Annotated in this window: 8 protein-coding genes; 4 read left to right on the forward strand and 4 right to left on the reverse strand. The window is 65.2% G+C overall.

What is annotated here, in order from left to right; all coding sequences use genetic code 11:
• Positions 1–32 precede the first annotated feature (32 nt).
• Positions 33–845 carry a GAP family protein gene (locus R2K23_RS02295; protein WP_316513958.1) on the reverse strand — a complete coding sequence of 271 codons (813 nt, stop codon included), beginning with the start codon at positions 843–845 and terminating at the stop codon, positions 33–35.
• A 544-nt stretch (positions 846–1,389) separates the two neighbouring features.
• On the opposite strand from R2K23_RS02295, the gene R2K23_RS02300 reads away from it, so the two are divergent.
• Positions 1,390–2,549 (forward strand): IS3 family transposase gene (locus tag R2K23_RS02300; protein WP_316513959.1). Its coding sequence is split into 2 segments (ribosomal slippage): positions 1,390–1,681 and positions 1,681–2,549, totalling 1,161 coding nucleotides; the frame shifts between segments, so codons are not numbered across the junction.
• 106 nt (positions 2,550–2,655) lie between these two features.
• Positions 2,656–3,845, forward strand: a protein-coding gene (locus R2K23_RS02305) for an IS3 family transposase (RefSeq protein ID WP_109560046.1) whose coding sequence is annotated in 2 segments (ribosomal slippage) — positions 2,656–2,914 and positions 2,914–3,845 — 1,191 coding nt in all. Because the reading frame shifts where the segments join, the coding sequence is not laid out codon by codon here.
• A 403-nt stretch (positions 3,846–4,248) separates the two neighbouring features.
• On the opposite strand, the gene istB is transcribed toward R2K23_RS02305, so the two are convergent.
• From istB to pks2, 3 genes are all read right to left on the reverse strand, one after another.
• A complete protein-coding gene (gene istB, locus R2K23_RS02310) occupies positions 4,249–5,103 on the reverse strand; it encodes an IS21-like element helper ATPase IstB (protein WP_316513347.1) in 855 nt (284 codons plus the stop codon).
• Positions 5,100–6,461, reverse strand: coding sequence for a Mu transposase domain-containing protein (locus R2K23_RS02315; RefSeq protein ID WP_316513960.1), 1,362 nt, complete (start codon positions 6,459–6,461; stop codon positions 5,100–5,102). The genes istB and R2K23_RS02315 overlap by 4 nt, the downstream gene beginning before the upstream one ends.
• Before the next feature lie 230 nt (positions 6,462–6,691).
• Entirely contained in the window at positions 6,692–12,973 is a 6,282-nt protein-coding gene (gene pks2 / locus R2K23_RS02320) for a sulfolipid-1 biosynthesis phthioceranic/hydroxyphthioceranic acid synthase (RefSeq protein ID WP_316513961.1), read from the reverse strand.
• 231 nt (positions 12,974–13,204) lie between these two features.
• On the opposite strand from pks2, the gene R2K23_RS02325 reads away from it, so the two are divergent.
• Positions 13,205–14,938, forward strand: a complete 1,734-nt coding sequence (locus tag R2K23_RS02325; RefSeq protein ID WP_316517007.1) for an AMP-binding protein — start codon at positions 13,205–13,207, stop codon at positions 14,936–14,938.
• Entirely contained in the window at positions 14,935–15,732 is a 798-nt protein-coding gene (locus R2K23_RS02330; RefSeq protein ID WP_316513962.1) for an alpha/beta fold hydrolase, read from the forward strand. Before R2K23_RS02325 ends, R2K23_RS02330 begins: the two co-directional genes overlap by 4 nt.
• The last annotated feature ends 43 nt before the right edge of the window (positions 15,733–15,775 follow it).

The following is a 15,775-nucleotide window of genomic DNA, read 5'->3' on the forward strand; positions in this document are numbered from 1 at the left end:
GTAAGTCTCTTAGCTTGTCCTGTGCCCGACCACTAACTGCCGACCCCCTGGACAATCAGGGAGACTCCGACCACCACCAGGATGGCTGCCATGAACTTCCGGTGGTGGATTACGGTCCAGTCATGGAGTCTCTCCAATGCGGCCTGAGTTTTGTGGGGCACAGCCAGATGAGACAGGAGGATGACCTCTTCCACGGTGAGCACCGCGATGACGAACACGACGGCCGCGCCCAACTGCATACCGATGGCCGCACCCGATGTGACGATCAGGGCCAGCGCCAGAAGGACTCCATCCGCTGGCACCACCATCAACCCGATGACGCCCGAAATCCACGGTGATCCGTTCCGCCACGCTTCACGTGCGCGACGCGCAAATCGCTGGCTGTTGGAGTCAGATTCGGGCTCGGTATCAGCCGCTGCGCTCACCAGGCGAGAGAGCACCGGCAGAGTCGACGGATCCAACGTCCGCGTCGAAGTGCTGGTATCGCGTCGACGCCGCTCCGTCACTGGCTCATCGGCATCCGATTGCGGAGCCTGTGAAGGCCTCCGCAGGCACATCAGGGCGGCTGCGACGATCACCAGCACCCCCAGGCCGACCAGTAGCCGCTGTACCAGCGTGCTTGGGCCTGAGTTCATCAACCCCTCCGCCACCGACTTCGACGTTGGTGTCGCGTGGAACACGACCAATGGGACGAGCAGGAATGCCATGCCTGCCAATAGAGTGCCGAGCCAGTACGCCAGCAGGTTCTGCATGGGGCGTGGTCGCGACAACACCAGCAGAATCAGTCCGAGGCGCACGGGGTTGATGGTGAGCGCCAGCGCCAGTACTAGCAGTGGTCCCCACATCGTGCCGTCAGCCTTCGTCCGTGGGAGCGGGGCTGGTCAGCTCTCGCCCCCCGGTTATTGGCACCCTAGTTCCGGAAAGCGCTGTAGTACAGGCCCTTTCGGCAGGCCCACATATATCGCACGACGGATGTACATTGACAGACATTGTTATGCCCCCTCATAACGAATCTGGTTCCGGCGACCAAACTCAGCTGGCCCCCTGTCCCCCCTTGGCGGCCAGCCGGCACGTGCGCCGGAGTCATGCCGTGCTTCCCCCGACTTCGACGCAGATGCCAGCCGACCTCCGTCTTTCACGGTAATTTCATGGCGCGGGGCTGTCTTGAAAACCGGGTAATCCGTCCCCGCGTATTCAGCGCCCACTTAATGCGACGTGTGTCCAAGCAGGGCGCAGCTGCGCCCATCTGCGAAAACCTCTCATTGGAAGCCGTGTGGCGCGTCTGTGTACCTGCGTCATCTGAGCCGGTCAACAGAGGGCAAGGGACTGCCCCCGGTTTGGTTGACTCCTGACCTGTGAGGATTCGTCCTTGCTGGAAGGATCGATCTCGTGCCAACACCGTTTCCTGCCGAGTTCCGTGCCGACGTCATCGCCGTGGCCCGCAAGGGCGAGGCGCCGTTGCGCCAGATCGCGAAGGACTTCGGCATCTCGGAGGCCTGCCTGCACCGTTGGCTTAAAATCGCCGACCGCGAGGATGGCCGCGGCCAAACCTCGTCACCGGCCAATGCCGACGAGTTGGCTGCGCAGCTGCGCGAGGCGCACAAGCGGATCAAACTCCTCGAGCAGGAAGCGGAAGTGATGCGCCGCGCGGTCGGCTATCTGTCCCGGGATGCCAACCCAAAATGATGTACCCGCTGGTCCTCGACCTTGCCGCTGACGGCGTGCCCGTCACGGTGACCTGCCGGGTCCTGGGATTCTCCACCCAGGCGTTCTACAAGTGGCGCAAAGCACCCCTGACGCAGCGCGATTGGGACGACGCGCACCTGATCAACGCCGCCCGCGACATCCACACTGATGATCCGGCCTTCGGATACCGGTTCATCGCCGACGAACTTCCTCGGCGCGGGATCACGGCCGGCGAGAACCGGGTCGCGCGGTTGTGTTCCCAGGAGCGCATCTGGTCGATCTTCGCCAAGAAGCGTGGACTGAACCGTCGATCCGGCCCACCGGTGCACGACGACCTCGTGCAACGCCAGTTCAGCGCCGAGGCCGCCGATCAGGTCTGGCTCGCCGATATCACCGAGCACCGCACCGACGAGGGCAAGCTCTACCTCTGCGCCATCAAGGACGTGTTCTCCAACCGGATCGTGGGTTACTCGATCGACTCTCGCATGAAGTCCATGTTGGCCGTGGCTGCCCTGGACCACGCGGTGGCTCTGCGCTCACCGGTCGACACGATCGTCCACTCCGACAGGGGCAGCCAGTTTCGATCGCGAAAGTTCGTTCATGCGCTGTCACACAATGGGTTACACGGATCAATGGGCCGCGTCGGTGCCTGCGGAGACAACGCGGCCATGGAGTCGTTCTTCGCCCTCCTGCAACGCAATGTTCTCGACCGGCAACGCTGGACAACCCGAGCTGAGCTACGCCTGGCAATCGTGACCTGGATCGAACGGACCTACCACCGACGCCGGCGCCAACGCGCACTCGGCAGACTCACCCCGATAGAGTTCGAACTGCTCCACACACCAGTCGCAACCGCGGCCTGAAATTCACACCCCGCGAGTCAACTAAACCCGGGGCAGTCCTGGGGTTGACCCCTGATGGTGGACACCTGACTGGTGGGACTGCTGGTCCCACGGGAAGGATGTCCGTATGTCGGGCAAGCGGAAGAAGTACACCCCGGAGTTTCGGGAGCAGGCGGCCCGCTTGGTGATCGAGACGGGCCGGCCGATCGCGCATGTGGCCGCGGAGATCGGTGTGGGTGAGCAGTTGCTGGGGCGCTGGGTGCGGGTGGCCCGCGAGGCCGCTGGCGCAGGCGATAATGGTGCGGTGCTTGATTCTGATGAGCGTGCCGAGTTGGAGCGGCTGCGCAAGGAGAACGCTGAATTGCGTTTGGACCGGCAGTTTTTGAAAAAAGCCGCGGCCTTCTTTGCCTCCGAACAGAACCAGTAGAGGCCTACGGTCTGATCGAGGCGGAGAAGGCCAATTACGCGATCACCCGGATGTGCGAGCTGCTGGACGTGTCGCGGTCGGGGTTTTACAAATGGCGCAAGTCCCAGGCCGCGGGACCGTCGCCGGCGGCGCGGCGTCGTGCCGAGTTGGATGTCAAGGTCGCGGCCTTGCATGAGGCCTCCGATGGGGTCTATGGGGCGCCGCGCATCCTGGCCGACCTGCGCGATGCCGGCGAGACCGTGTCACGCAAGACGGTGGCTGCCTCGCTGCGCCGTCAGGGTCTGGCCGGGATCAGCCCACGTACGTTCGCCCCGGTAACCACCGTGGTGGATCTGGACGCGCCGCCGATCCCTGACCTGGTCAAACGTCGATTCGATACAGGCCGTCTGGATGGGGTGTGGACCAGCGACATCACCTATCTGCGCACCGGTGAGGGCTGGTTGTACCTGTGCGCCGTGCGTGACGGCTGCAGCCGGCGGGTGATCGGCTGGGCCATCGATGAGCACCTGCATACCGACCTGGTCGAGGACGCGGTGGCGATGGCGGTGGCCATGCGCGGCGAGTTGGCCGCGCAGGTGGTGTTCCATGCTGACCGCGGATGTCAGTACACCAGTGCGCAGTTGGCACGGTTCGCCCGCAAGCATGATCTGGCCCGCTCGGTGGGCCGCACCGGGGTGTGTTGGGATAATGCTCAGCAGGAATCATTCTGGGCCACAATGAAAGTCGAGTTCTACGACCGCTACTTGTGGCCCACCAAAGCAGCCGCTAAGCTCGCCGTCGGCGACTGGATCGAACGGGTCTACAACCGCCGACGGCGCCACTCTTCGATCGGGATGATCACCCCGGTCGAGTACGAGAACCGGATCACTCAGACGGCACAAGCCGCCTGACCGAGTGTCCACCCAATGGGGTCAAGCCCAGTCCCCAAACGGCCGAACGTGGGTTGATGTGGTTGGTGAAGCTCCGGGAAGGGACTGACGGGCCCTGCCGTCGCCGTGCCGGACCAACGTCAGAGAACGTCAAGAGCGGCCGACAACAACAGACAGATCGGCGCCCATCCCCACAACTTCCTGTGCTGACACCGGGCTAGGTTCGGATGTGCCAGAACCCTCGGCAACCGTGGAAATGGCTGGCGGGGAGTGCATAACCGCGAGTGGTACCACCAGGCAAAACAGTCCCGAGACGAGAGTTCCAATCCGATACGCCACTAGATTCTGCATTGGTCGGGGGCTGATCGCGCTCATCGAACGTCCCCGGGTGTGCTCGCCGAAATTCCTCACCTGTGAGCACCGGTCAGTGTAGGGGTTGACGGGTTCCTGTTGCGGCTCGACGGAGGTTTTCGGCGGCGGCGTGGTGGTCGCGTAGCCGGTAGGACTCGCCGTCGAGGTTGATGACCACTGACCGGTGTAGGAGGCGGTCGAGCATGGCGGCGGCGACGGTGGTGTCACCGAGCACTTCGCCCCAGGCGCCGACCCCGCGGTTGGTGGTGATCACGATGCTGGTCTTCAAATAGCGTTGGGATACAACTTGAAACAACGCCGAGGCGGCCTCGGCGGGTAGTGGCAGGTAGCCCAGTTCATCGATCACCAGCAGTGTCGGGCCGGCGTAGAACCGCATGGTGGTGGCCCAGCGTCCCTCGATGGCGGCGCGGTGGCAGCGTGCGGCCAGGTCGGCGGCGGTGGTGAAGTAGGTCCGATATCCAGCATGTGCTGCAGCCCTTGCCAATCCAACCGAGAGGTGCGTCTTTCCTGTCCCCGGCGGTCCGATCAGTAGAACGTTGGTGGCCGATTCGAGATAGCGGCAGGTGCCCAGTTCGTCGATCAGTGCGCGGTCGATGCCGGCGGCGGCGTCGACATCGAAATCGGCGAGGGTAGCGGGGGTGGGCAGGCTGGCGAACCGTAACCTTCCTGCGAGGCGGCGGGCGGTGCTGGCATCGACTTCCACGGCCAGCAGCCGCTCCAGGGCCACTGTGAGTGACAGGCCTTCGGCGGCGGCCTGGTCGAGTATTGACGGCAGGGCCTCGGCGGCAGCGGCGAGTTTGAGCTCGGCCAGGTGTGACCGTAGCTGCTGATAGCGGCTCGCCGCGGCCGCCGGTGTCTCGGTGGTGGTGCCGGTGGTGGTTTTAGGTGTGCGTGGGGTGGGGGTCATTGCAGGGTCCTTTTCTGGGCGGCCCGCTCGTAGGCGGACAGGTCGATGACAGTGGAATCGGTTGATGGCGTGGTTGATTCGGCTGAATTGGCGGTGTTGTCGCGGAGTGCAAGGAGTTGCGCGGCAGCGGTTTTGGCGGCCGGGCCGGGTGGGATGCGTTCCTTGCGGCGGTGTGGTCGTCCGGTGTTAGCGGTGGCCATCGCCGCGGTGTCCAGGGCGATGATGTGGCCGCTGTCGCGGACCATCACACCGAGCCCGTCTGCAGCCATGCGGTGCCGGGCGATCACGATCCCACTGGTGGTGGCGATGTCGCAGAACTGGCCGCCGATTGGGTGGCTGATCGTCACCTGCGCGGCAGCCAGCTCCGGTGGCACCGAGTACCGGTTGCCTCGGTAGGACACCAACGCTTGGCGCGAGGCGGTCCGGGACTGCGACACGATCACCGGATACGGCGTCGCCGGCACCGGCGTCAGCGGCTCGGCCTTGGCGACTACGGCGACCGAGGATCGCCCGTCAGCGGTGGCACGGATGCGGGTGTCACCGCGCACGCGGGCGAAACGATCCACACTGGCTTGGGCCTGTTCAACGGTCACCTCGTCAGCCAGGGTCCGCCACCAGCGTTGCGCGGCAGTGTGATTGACCTTCTCCACCACGCCTTTGCGGTTACCGCGCCGCGGCGGGCAGATCGCCACCGCGACCCCGTAATGTTTGGCGACCCCGGCAAACGATGCGGTGACTCGGCCTGAGCCGGGATCGCAGACGGTGGCCATCCGGTCGAACCGCCACACCCTGCTCAGTCCACCCAGGCCGCGGCAGATCGTGTCGATGGCGGCGACCAGGTGAGGTTGATCCATCGACGGTGAGAGCACTGCGCGCCACTTCCCGGAATGTGCCAGCGAGCCGACCAACAGGAACGCCTTCTTGCCCCATCCCCACGAATCGGGTGGACCGGGCAATTCCAGCCAGTCCCACTGGGTTTCCTCACCCGGCGGGTGCGCAATGATGGCGTTGGGCCGGTCGGTGGCGGTGCGACACGCTTGGCAGTCCGGCCGCAACCCTCGGGTGCGGATGTTGCGGGTCAGGCTCTGATACGACAGCCCGAAGCCCAGGTCTTCGAGTTCGTCGTAGAGGGTGCGGGCCCACAAGTGCGGGTCCTCGACCAACCGGGCGGTGACGTAGTCGATGAACGGGTCGAATGCGTCCGGCCCCGGCCTGGCCCGCACTCCGGGCTCGGCGTCGCCGGCCAGATACTTGCGGACCGTTTTGCGGTCGAAGCCGGTGTGACGGGCGATCGCAGAGATCGACCAACCACGTTTGCGTAGGGCGTGTACTTCCATGTCGTCCTCCCATGTGAGCATGAGAAAGCGGGCCTCCTTCGACTGGAGCTACTGGCGTCAGACACCAGCAGCATCGAGGGAGGCCCGCCCTTCTCGGCGGAGCCACACGGGTGGGGAATTTCAATGAGCGTCAGTGGGGAATTTCAGTGAGCGCGGTCAGGGCGGGACAACACCAAGAGCATCATCCCGATCCCCAGCGGATTGACCGTCAGCAAGAGCGCCAGCGCTACTGGTGAACCCCACATAAGACGTCAGCCCGTTGCTGCGGGTACCAGCTTCTCGCACAACTGGTTCGCCAAATCTTGAATGGTGGTGAGGCCCGTAGCCGAGAGGCGAACCCCGGTCTCGGCCTCGATACGCGTGCGCAGTTCCAGCGCGCTCAGTGAGTCGATGCCGTATTCCGAGAGCGGTCGGTTCGGATCGACACTTCGGCGCAAGATCAACCCGACTTGGTCGGCGATCAAGTGCTGAATCCGGGCGGGCCACTCTTCAGGTGGCAGGGCGTCGAGTTCGGACCTGAACTTGTTGGTGCCCGCGGAGTGCCGGCCGTTGGAACGGAAGGCTTCGGCGAATGCGCTTCGTTCGGCGAACTCCGTCAGCCACGGAGCGTCAGCGATCGGCGCGTACCCAGTGTAGGTCCGGTCGTGACGAAGCAGAACCTCGAAGGCGTACGCGCCCTCCTCGGGGGCGATGGCTACGCCGGTGCGTTCCGCCAGGGCGGTGCCGCGGCCGATCTCCCCCCAAGCCCCCCACGCAATGGTGGTGGCGGGCAAACCCTGGGAGCGCCGCCACCAGCTGAACGCGTCGAGCCAGCTGTTGGCTGCGGCGTAGGCGCCTTGCCCTGGTGACCCCACCAGGGCTGCGGCCGAGGAGAACGAGCAGAACCAGTCCAACGGCTGGTCGGCGGTGGCCTCGTGGAGGTTCCATGCGCCGTGCACTTTGGGCGTCCAATCCCGGTCGATCAGGTCATCGGTGATATTGGTCAGTGCGGCATCCTCGATCACCCCCGCCGCGTGCAGCACTCCCCGTAGGGGCAACCCGCTGGCAGTCGCGGTCATCACCAGGCGGTGTGCGGTGGCGGGGTCGGCGATATCCCCGCATTCCACGACTACATCGGCACCGGCGGCACGGAGACGTTCGAGCTTTTCTTGCGCTGCCGGCGTCGGCCGCGAACGCGACGACAAGACGATCCGTCCGCATCCGGCGGCGACCATTCTTTCGGCCAGGAAGAAGCCCAGACCGCCGAGTCCGCCGGTGATGAGGTATGCGCCATCGCGGCGAAACACCGGGACTTCGGCCGGTGGCACCACCAGGCGGCTGGCACCGATATGCGGGATCTCGAGCACGAGCTTGCCGGTGTGCTGCGCCCCGCCCATCATCCGAATTGCGCTGGCGGCGTCAGTAAGTGGGAGAGCGGTGACCTCCGGCATCGGCAACCCGCCGGCGGCCGCCAACTGATAGACCGTGGACAACAAGTTGCGGAGCCGCTGCGGATGACTCACCGACATCAACGCCAGGTCGACGGCGAAAAACGACAAGTTGCGCCGGAACGGGAATAGGCCCAAATGGGTGTCACCGTAAATGTCGCGCTTGCCGATCTCCACGAACCGTCCACCGAACGCGAGGAGTTCGAGGCTGGCGCGTTGGGCTGCGCCGGTGACGGAATTGAGGACGATGTCGAGACCGTAGCCATCGGTGTCCGCACGGATTTGATCTGCGAAGTCGAGACTTCTCGAGTCGTAGACGTAGTGAATACCCATGTCCCGCAGCAGTTGCCGACGCTTCTCGCTGCCGGCTGTGGCGAAGATTTCCGCACCCGCGGCACGGGCGATGCCGATTGCGGCCTGTCCGACCCCGCCTGTCGCCGAATGGATCAGGACCTTGTCGCCCGTGCTGATCCTGGCCATGTCGTTGAGGCCGTAGTGCGCGGTCGCGGTGGCGATGGTCAACGCCGCAGCCTGTACATCGGTGAGACCGTCCGAAATGGTGACGGCCAGCCCGGCATCGCAGGTCAGGAACGTCCCCCACGTGCCGTCAGCGGAGATGCCTGCCACGCGGTCGCCGACCTTGTGATCGACGACGTCTGGCCCGACGGCCGTCACAACACCGGCGAAGTCGATGCCGAGTTGTGGCAGCCTGCCGTCGAAAGCGGGATAGCGGCCAAAGGCGACCAGGACGTCGGCGAAGTTGACGCTGGATGCGCTGACCGCAACCTCGATCTGCCCCGGTCCGGGCGGGACATGTTCGGAGAACACCAGTTCCAAGGATTCCAGATCGCCGGGGGTACGGACCTGTAGTCGCATTCCGTGGCACGCGTGATCGGCGATGGTGGTTCGTCGTTCGTCGGGACGAAGAGGGGCGGACGACAGTCGCGCGATGTACCAGCGGCCATTCCGCCAAGCGGTTTCGTCCTCGTCGGATTCGCTGAGTAATTGGCGCGTCAGTAGGCCGGCGTCGGTCGCCTCGTCGACATCGATCTGGGTGGCCCTCAGATGTGGGTGTTCGGTTCCGATCACCCGGATCAGCCCCCGCAACTCCGCCTGCTCCAAGTTGATCGCGTCGCCGGCCACGACACCCTCTGCGTTGCGGGTCACGACATACAGACGAGGGGGCTCCCCTTTCATATCGGCCAGTTCCCGCGCGATGTGGACCAGATGCCGGACGTGTTCTCTTCCCAATTCGGGAGACTGGTTGTCGGCGTGGCCATTCTTCATCCCCGCGAGGATCACCACACTGGCGATGTCCCCGCCACGCAGCAGGCTTCTCAGCTGCTCGGCGATGTGGTCGTGCTTGGCATCTATCGACCAGCGCAGCATGGAGCAAGGAACCCCACGGCGTTTCAGTGAATCGGCCAAGGACGCGCCAACGTCGTCGGCGTCGGCGTTGATCAATAACCAGGCTCCCGTGTCGACGTAGCCAGTTTCGGGTAACGCGCGTTGCTGCCATTCGATGGTGAGCAGCCGCTCGCTCAGCAGCCGGTCCCGGCGGGCTTCTTCGGAGCCGGCACCGATCCGAAGCCCCTGCACGGCCAACAGCACCGCACCGTCTTCGCCAAGAACCTCGATGTCGGCGTCGACCCCTGTGGTGTCGACCCCGGTGATGTGAGTCAAGCAGTACCGGGCGTTGCGGGCGGAATCGAAGATGCGCAACTTTCGGATTCCCATTGGAAGTCCCAGCGTGCTTCCGGCCTGCACAGCCGGATGCGCCTCGACGGACTGGAAGCATGCATCGAGCAGCGCGGGATGCAGGTGGTACGCATCCTGTTGCGAGCGGATCGAACGTGGGAGCGCGACCTCGGCGAACACCGTGCCGGATTGTCCGTCGCCGGTGTGCACGGCGCTCAGCCCGGTGAAGGCCGATCCGTAGTGCATACCGCGGTGGTCCATCCGGGCGCGTACCTGGGTCCCCTCTCCGCGGACGGGGTGAGCCGCGCGCAACGCTGAGATGTCCTGTGCCGGCGGTCGTTCGTCGGCTCCTTCGGTCAGTATCGCGGTGGCATGTCTGACCGCATCACCGTCGCGGTGCGTGTGAACGGCGTACTCGAGGGTCCCTGGAGCTGTGAACACCGCCGAAGAATTGACCGTGGTGTGCTCGTCCAGCAGCAGGGCTCGCTCGAAGCGCATATTTCGGATCTCAATGGTTCCGCCGAGCGCAGTCTCGGCCGCGGCGAGGGCCATCTCGCAATACGCTGCTCCCGGAAGCACTGCCACATCGCGAATCTGGTGGTCTGCCAGCCAGGGCTGGGCCGCGGTGCCGAGGTCGTTCTCCCACTCGTGCCGCTCGGGTTCCTCCTGTAGGTGTACGTGAGAGCCCAGCAGTGGGTGTACCGCGATGGTGCAGCCACCGTGGAGGGGTGATTCCTGGCGTTCTCGGCTCAACCACAGCCGGTGGTGTGTCCACGTCGGTAGCGGCGCGTCGACCAAGAGTCCGCTCGGGTGGGACACCGAGAAGTCGACCGGGGCGCCGGCGCAGTGCAGATCGGCAACGAACCGCTGCAGCCCGTGGCGCAGTGGTTGGTCGCGGCGCATCGGCGCGAGCGCGGCCATCGGGATGTCGCGGCTATGTGCATTCTGTTTGAGTGCGTAGGTGAGTAGCGGATGCGGGGCGAGTTCGGCGAAGACCCGGTGGCCGTCCTCCAGCGCAGCGCTCACCGCGGTGGCGAACCGCACCATCCGGCGCATATTGGTCACCCAGTAATTGGCGTCGCATACCGGTTCTTCGCGCGGATCGAACAGTGTCGCCGAATAGAACGGCACCTGCGGGGCCATCGGGGTGAGGTCGGTTAGGGCAGCACCGAGTTCATCCACGATTGGCTCAACCTGCGGCGAATGAAAAGCGACGTCGACGGGAATCACCCGAGCCGGGATTCCGCGCTGCTCCCAGCCGGAGACGAGCTGTCGAACCGACCCTGAAGTGCCGGCGATCACCGAAGAGGTCGGGGCGGCCACCACCGCGACCACCACGTCCTCGATGCCCTTGCCGGTCAGCTCCGAAAGTACCTCTTTGGCCGGCAATTCCACGGTGGCGGTGGCGCCGTCGCCGGCGATACGAGACATCAGAGCCGATCGGCGGCACACCAGTCGAACCCCGTCCTCAAGAGAAAGCGCACCGGCCACCACGGCGGCGGCCGCCTCGCCGAGGGAATGCCCGATGACGGCGCCCGGCTGTACCCCATGGGACCTCATGGTCTCGGCCAAGGCAATCTGCATGGTGAACAGCGCCGGTTGAATCTGGGGTTGGCCGGAGACCACCCGCGGCGCCGAGATCGCCTCGGTAACCGAGAAACCCGATTCACGGGCGATCAGGGGCTCGATATCCCCGACAGTCTTCGCGAAGGCAGGTTCTTCGGTGAGCAGCTCAGCCCCCATCGAGGTCCACTGTGAACCCTGCCCGGAAAACACCCACACCGAATTCCTGTCGCCATACCCGACGGCGGCGTCGTACGGGGTCTCGGGGTCGGCGGCCTCGAGCAAGGCTTCGGCGAGTTGCTCTCTCGTTCGGGCCAGGACGGCGGCGCGGACCGGCCGGTGGGTGCGGCGACGGGCCAAGGTGTAGGCCAGATCGGGTAGCTCGGCGTCATCATGTGTGGTCACCCAGTTGGCCAGCTGCGACGCCGTGTGGCGCAGAGCATCCGGAGACGTCGCGGAGAGCAGGAACATCAGGGACGGCGATGCTTCAGCAGTACGTGGTGGCCTCGCGGCGGCAGTGGGCGCCTGTTCCAGGACGGCGTGCACATTGGTACCCGACACTCCGTACGACGAGACCGCGGCTCGGCGCGGCCCGTCGCCGGTGAAGGGCCAGGAGGTGTTGGACTGGGGCACAAAAAGATTGGTCTCGATGCGCGCCATCGCCTCAGGTAGCTGATTGAAATGCAGATTCTGCGGGACGACCCCATGCTGCAGCGCGAGAACCGCTTTCATCAGCCCCAACACTCCAGCTGCGGATTGGGTATGCCCGAAGTTGGTCTTGGCGGAGGCCAACGCGCAGGGGCCGTGGCGACCGTACACCTCGGCCAAGCTCTCGTACTCGATGGGATCGCCGGTCGGGGTGCCCGTACCGTGCGTCTCGATCATGCCGACAGTGGCCGGATCCACTCCGGCAGCTGCCAGCGCCTCCCGGTAGGCGGCGACCTGTGCGTCGCGAGATGGCGTGGCGATGTTGACGGTTCGGCCATCCTGATTACTGGCAGTCCCTCGCACGACGGCCAGTATCCGGTCGCCATCGTGTTGCGCATCGGCCAGGCGTTTGAGCAACACCACCACGCAACCCTCGCCAGGGACGAAACCGTCGGCCTCGGCGTCGAAGGTATGGCAGCGCCCGGTGGCCGACAACATCCCCTGCGCAGAACCGGCCGCCCACTTTCGGGGGTCCAAGGCCAGCGTGGCACCGCCGGCAAACGCCAGGTCACTTTCCCCCTCGTGCAGGCTGCGGCAGGCCAGGTGGACCGCGCTCAGGCCTGAGGAGCAAGCGGTATCTACGGTTAGCGCCGGTCCGTGCACCCCGAGCGCGTAGGAGATCCGTCCGGACGCCATGCTGAAGTTGCTGCCGGTAAACCCATACGGTCCCTCGATAGCGTGGGCATCTGCGGCCAGCAGTTGGTAGTCAGCGTGCGTCAGACCCACGAAGACACCCGTCGCTGTATCCGCGATGGCCTGCCGGGTCAGGCCGGCGTGCTCCATGGCCTCCCAGGAGGTTTCCAACAAGAGGCGGTGCTGCGGGTCGCTGGCGGCGGCCTCGCGTTCGTTGATGCCGAAGAACTCCAGGTCGAAACCGGCGACGTCGTCGAGGAACGCGCCCCACTTCGACACCGACCGGCCAGGTACTCCGGGCTCTGGGTCGTAGAATTCGTCCGGATCCCAACGGTCGTGGGGGATCTCGGTGACGAAGTCGGCGCCCGCGAGCAATGCGCCCCATAGTCGCTCCGGGGTGTCGATCCCGCCCGGTAGTCGACACGACATCCCTATGACGGCGATCGGGGCCACCGGCTTCATGCGGGTGGTCCGGGCAGTCGGCGGAGCCTCGGCCAGAGTCATGCGCCCTCCTCACAGCAGAACGCAACGGCGGCAATCACCGCAGTCGAATTCGCTTTCCCCCTGTGTGAGCCGGATACCTACGCCGAAGTCACTCGTTCTCCCCCGACTTCAGGGCAGGCAGTGGGCAGCCACAGACCCTCACCGTAGGTTGCGGTCGACGCGCCTGTCTCGAAAACCGGGCAATCCGTTGCGGCACTTTTCACCCGCATGGTCCTGGATCGCGCGATACTGATGCGCGTGGGGGAGACAACTATTCTGGATTTGCTGTGCGAGCGGGCCGGCATGCAAGGCGACGAGCCGGCGGTGACGTTCCTCGATTACGACCAAAGTTGGGACGGCGTTGCGGAAACGCTGACGTTTGCGCAGCTGTACCGCCGGACATCGGATGTGGCGAGAAATCTCCAACGGTGTGCCTCCGCGGGGGACCGGGCCGTGATTCTGGCGCCCCAGGGGCTCGACTACATCGTCGGGTTCTTCGGGGCGATGCATGCCGGGTTGATCGCCGTTCCGCTATCGGTGCCACTCGGAGGTGTCAGCGACGAGCGGGTCAACTCCGTGCTGGGCGACGCCGCACCGACGGTGGTGCTCACGACGTCTGCAGCGGCCGACCCGGTAGCAGAGCACGTGCCCGCAGAATCCGGCATTTCGATCATGGTGATGGACTCGTCAAGCCCGGCGTCGTCACCACCCTCCAGGCCGACGGAGGACCACACCGGTACCGCGTACTTGCAGTACACGTCGGGGTCTACGCGCCGCCCCGCGGGCGTGATGATGTCGCATCGAAATCTATTGGCGAATTTCGAACAGCTCATGTCTGGCTACTTCGCCCATTACGGGAACGTCATCCCGCCGGGTGGCACTATCGTGTCCTGGCTGCCGTTCTACCACGATATGGGTCTCTACCTCGGTGTTCTCGCGCCGGTGCTCGCCGGAGCGAGGGCAGTGGTGATGAGCCCGGTGGCGTTTCTGCAGCGGCCGGCCCGATGGATGCAGCTGCTGGCCACACACCCCCTCACCTACACCGCCGCACCGAATTTCGCGTTCGAGTTGGCGGCTCGGAAGACCTCGGACGACGACCTGGCCGGACTGGACTTCTCGGATGTGCTCGCCATTGTGACCGGTAGCGAACGGGTGCATCCGGCCACTCTGGGGCGTTTCACCAAGCGGTTCGCGCCGTTTGATCTGCGCGAGGAGGTGGTACGGCCGTCGTACGGCCTGGCCGAGGCGACGGTGTATGTGACCACCTCCGCCGCGGATAAACCGCCGGTGATCGTGCGGTTCGATGCCGAGAAGCTCACCTTGGGCGAGGCTCGGGGTTGTGATGACGAGTCGGGTACTCCTTTGGTGAGATACGAGATGCCGTACTCGCCAGTTGTTCGGATCGCCGATCCCGACACCTGTGCCGAACGTCCCGCCGGGACCGTCGGCGAGATCTGGGTGCACGGCGACAATGTCGCCGCGGGCTACTGGGGACGGGCGCGCGAGGGGGATCCCACCTTTGGCGCCACTCTGGTCGAGGCGTCGCCCGGCACCCCGGAAGGGCCGTGGCTGCGCACGGGCGACCTCGGGTTCGAATTCGACGGCGGGCTATTCGTCGTCGGCCGTATCAAGGATCTTCTGATCGTCTACGGGCGCAACCATTCTCCCGACGACATCGAGGCCACGATCCAGGAGATCACACACGGGCGGTGCGCGGCGATCGCGGTTGCAGACGGGCCCGCCGAGAAACTGGTGGTGATTGCCGAAATGAGGAGGCGGGGCGAGTCGGACGAGGAGATCGTGGCCAAGTTGGACTCGATCTCGAGGGAGGTGAGTGCCGCGATATTCGCCACCCACAGCGTCGCCGTCGCGGATCTCGTCTTGGTGCCGCCGGGATCGATTCCCGTCACCACCAGCGGAAAGGTTCGACGCGCGGCCTGTGTGGAGCAGTACCGGCGAGCCCAGTTCGCCCGCTTGGACGCATGAATCTGGCCTACGAGGACCGCGGTCACGGCGAACCGGTACTGTTCATCGCCGGTCAAGGCGGCGTGGGCCGGACGTGGGACGTCCATCAAGTACCGACGTTCCGCGCCGCCGGCTACCGGGTCATCACCTTCGACAACCGAGGTGTGGGCGCGACCGCCGGTTGCACCGGATTCACCACTGCGACCGTGGTGGCTGATACGGCGCAGCTGATCGAGCACCTAAGGGTTGCGCCGGTCCGAGTGGTGGGCGCCTCGATGGGCGCCTACATCGCGCAGGAATTGATGCTGTCCCGACCGGACCTCGTGCGCCAGGCAGTGCTGCTCGCGACCCGAGGCCGACAAGACCGAGCTCGCACGTTCTTTCAGGAAGCCGAACGCGAACTTCTCGACAGCGGCATCCAGTTGCCCGCGAAGTACGAGGCGAAGCTGCGTTTGCTCGACAGCTTCTCGCCAAGGACCCTCAACGACGACCGGGCGGTCCAGGACTGGATCGATACCTTCACCATGTGGCCCACGACCCCGACCCCGGGCTTGCGCGCCCAGTACAGGGTCGCCCCGCAGGGTAACCGGTTGACGGCCTACCGGGCCATCACGACGCCGGTTCTGGTGATCGGCTTCGCCGACGATCTGGTTTTGCCTCCTCACCTCGGTGCCGAGGTGGCCGACGCGCTGCCCCATGGGCGCTACCTGGAGGTCGCCGATGCCGGCCACCTGGGCTTCTTGGAACGCCCGCACACCGTGAACTCTGCCATCTTGGACTTCTTCGCCAACTCCGCCGGCGGACGAGGTGACTGACAGGTAGCTGAGGTGAAACTGTTACGTCGTTTTCGACTAGTTC

This window comes from Mycolicibacterium sp. MU0050 (genome assembly GCF_963378085.1).
Lineage (GTDB): Bacteria > Actinomycetota > Actinomycetes > Mycobacteriales > Mycobacteriaceae > Mycobacterium > Mycobacterium wendilense.

What these genes read in the sequence shown, in the direction of transcription:
- R2K23_RS02295 (WP_316513958.1), bottom strand. Translation starts at nt 845, where the DNA reads ATGTGGGGACCACTGCTAGTACTGGCGCTGGCGCTCACCATCAACCCC.
- istB (WP_316513347.1), bottom strand. Translation starts at nt 5,103, where the DNA reads ATGACCCCCACCCCACGCACACCTAAAACCACCACCGGCACCACCACC.
- R2K23_RS02315 (WP_316513960.1), bottom strand. Translation starts at nt 6,461, where the DNA reads ATGCTCACATGGGAGGACGACATGGAAGTACACGCCCTACGCAAACGT.
- pks2 (WP_316513961.1), bottom strand. Translation starts at nt 12,973, where the DNA reads ATGACTCTGGCCGAGGCTCCGCCGACTGCCCGGACCACCCGCATGAAG.
- R2K23_RS02325 (WP_316517007.1), top strand. Translation starts at nt 13,205, where the DNA reads ATGCGCGTGGGGGAGACAACTATTCTGGATTTGCTGTGCGAGCGGGCC.
- R2K23_RS02330 (WP_316513962.1), top strand. Translation starts at nt 14,935, where the DNA reads ATGAATCTGGCCTACGAGGACCGCGGTCACGGCGAACCGGTACTGTTC.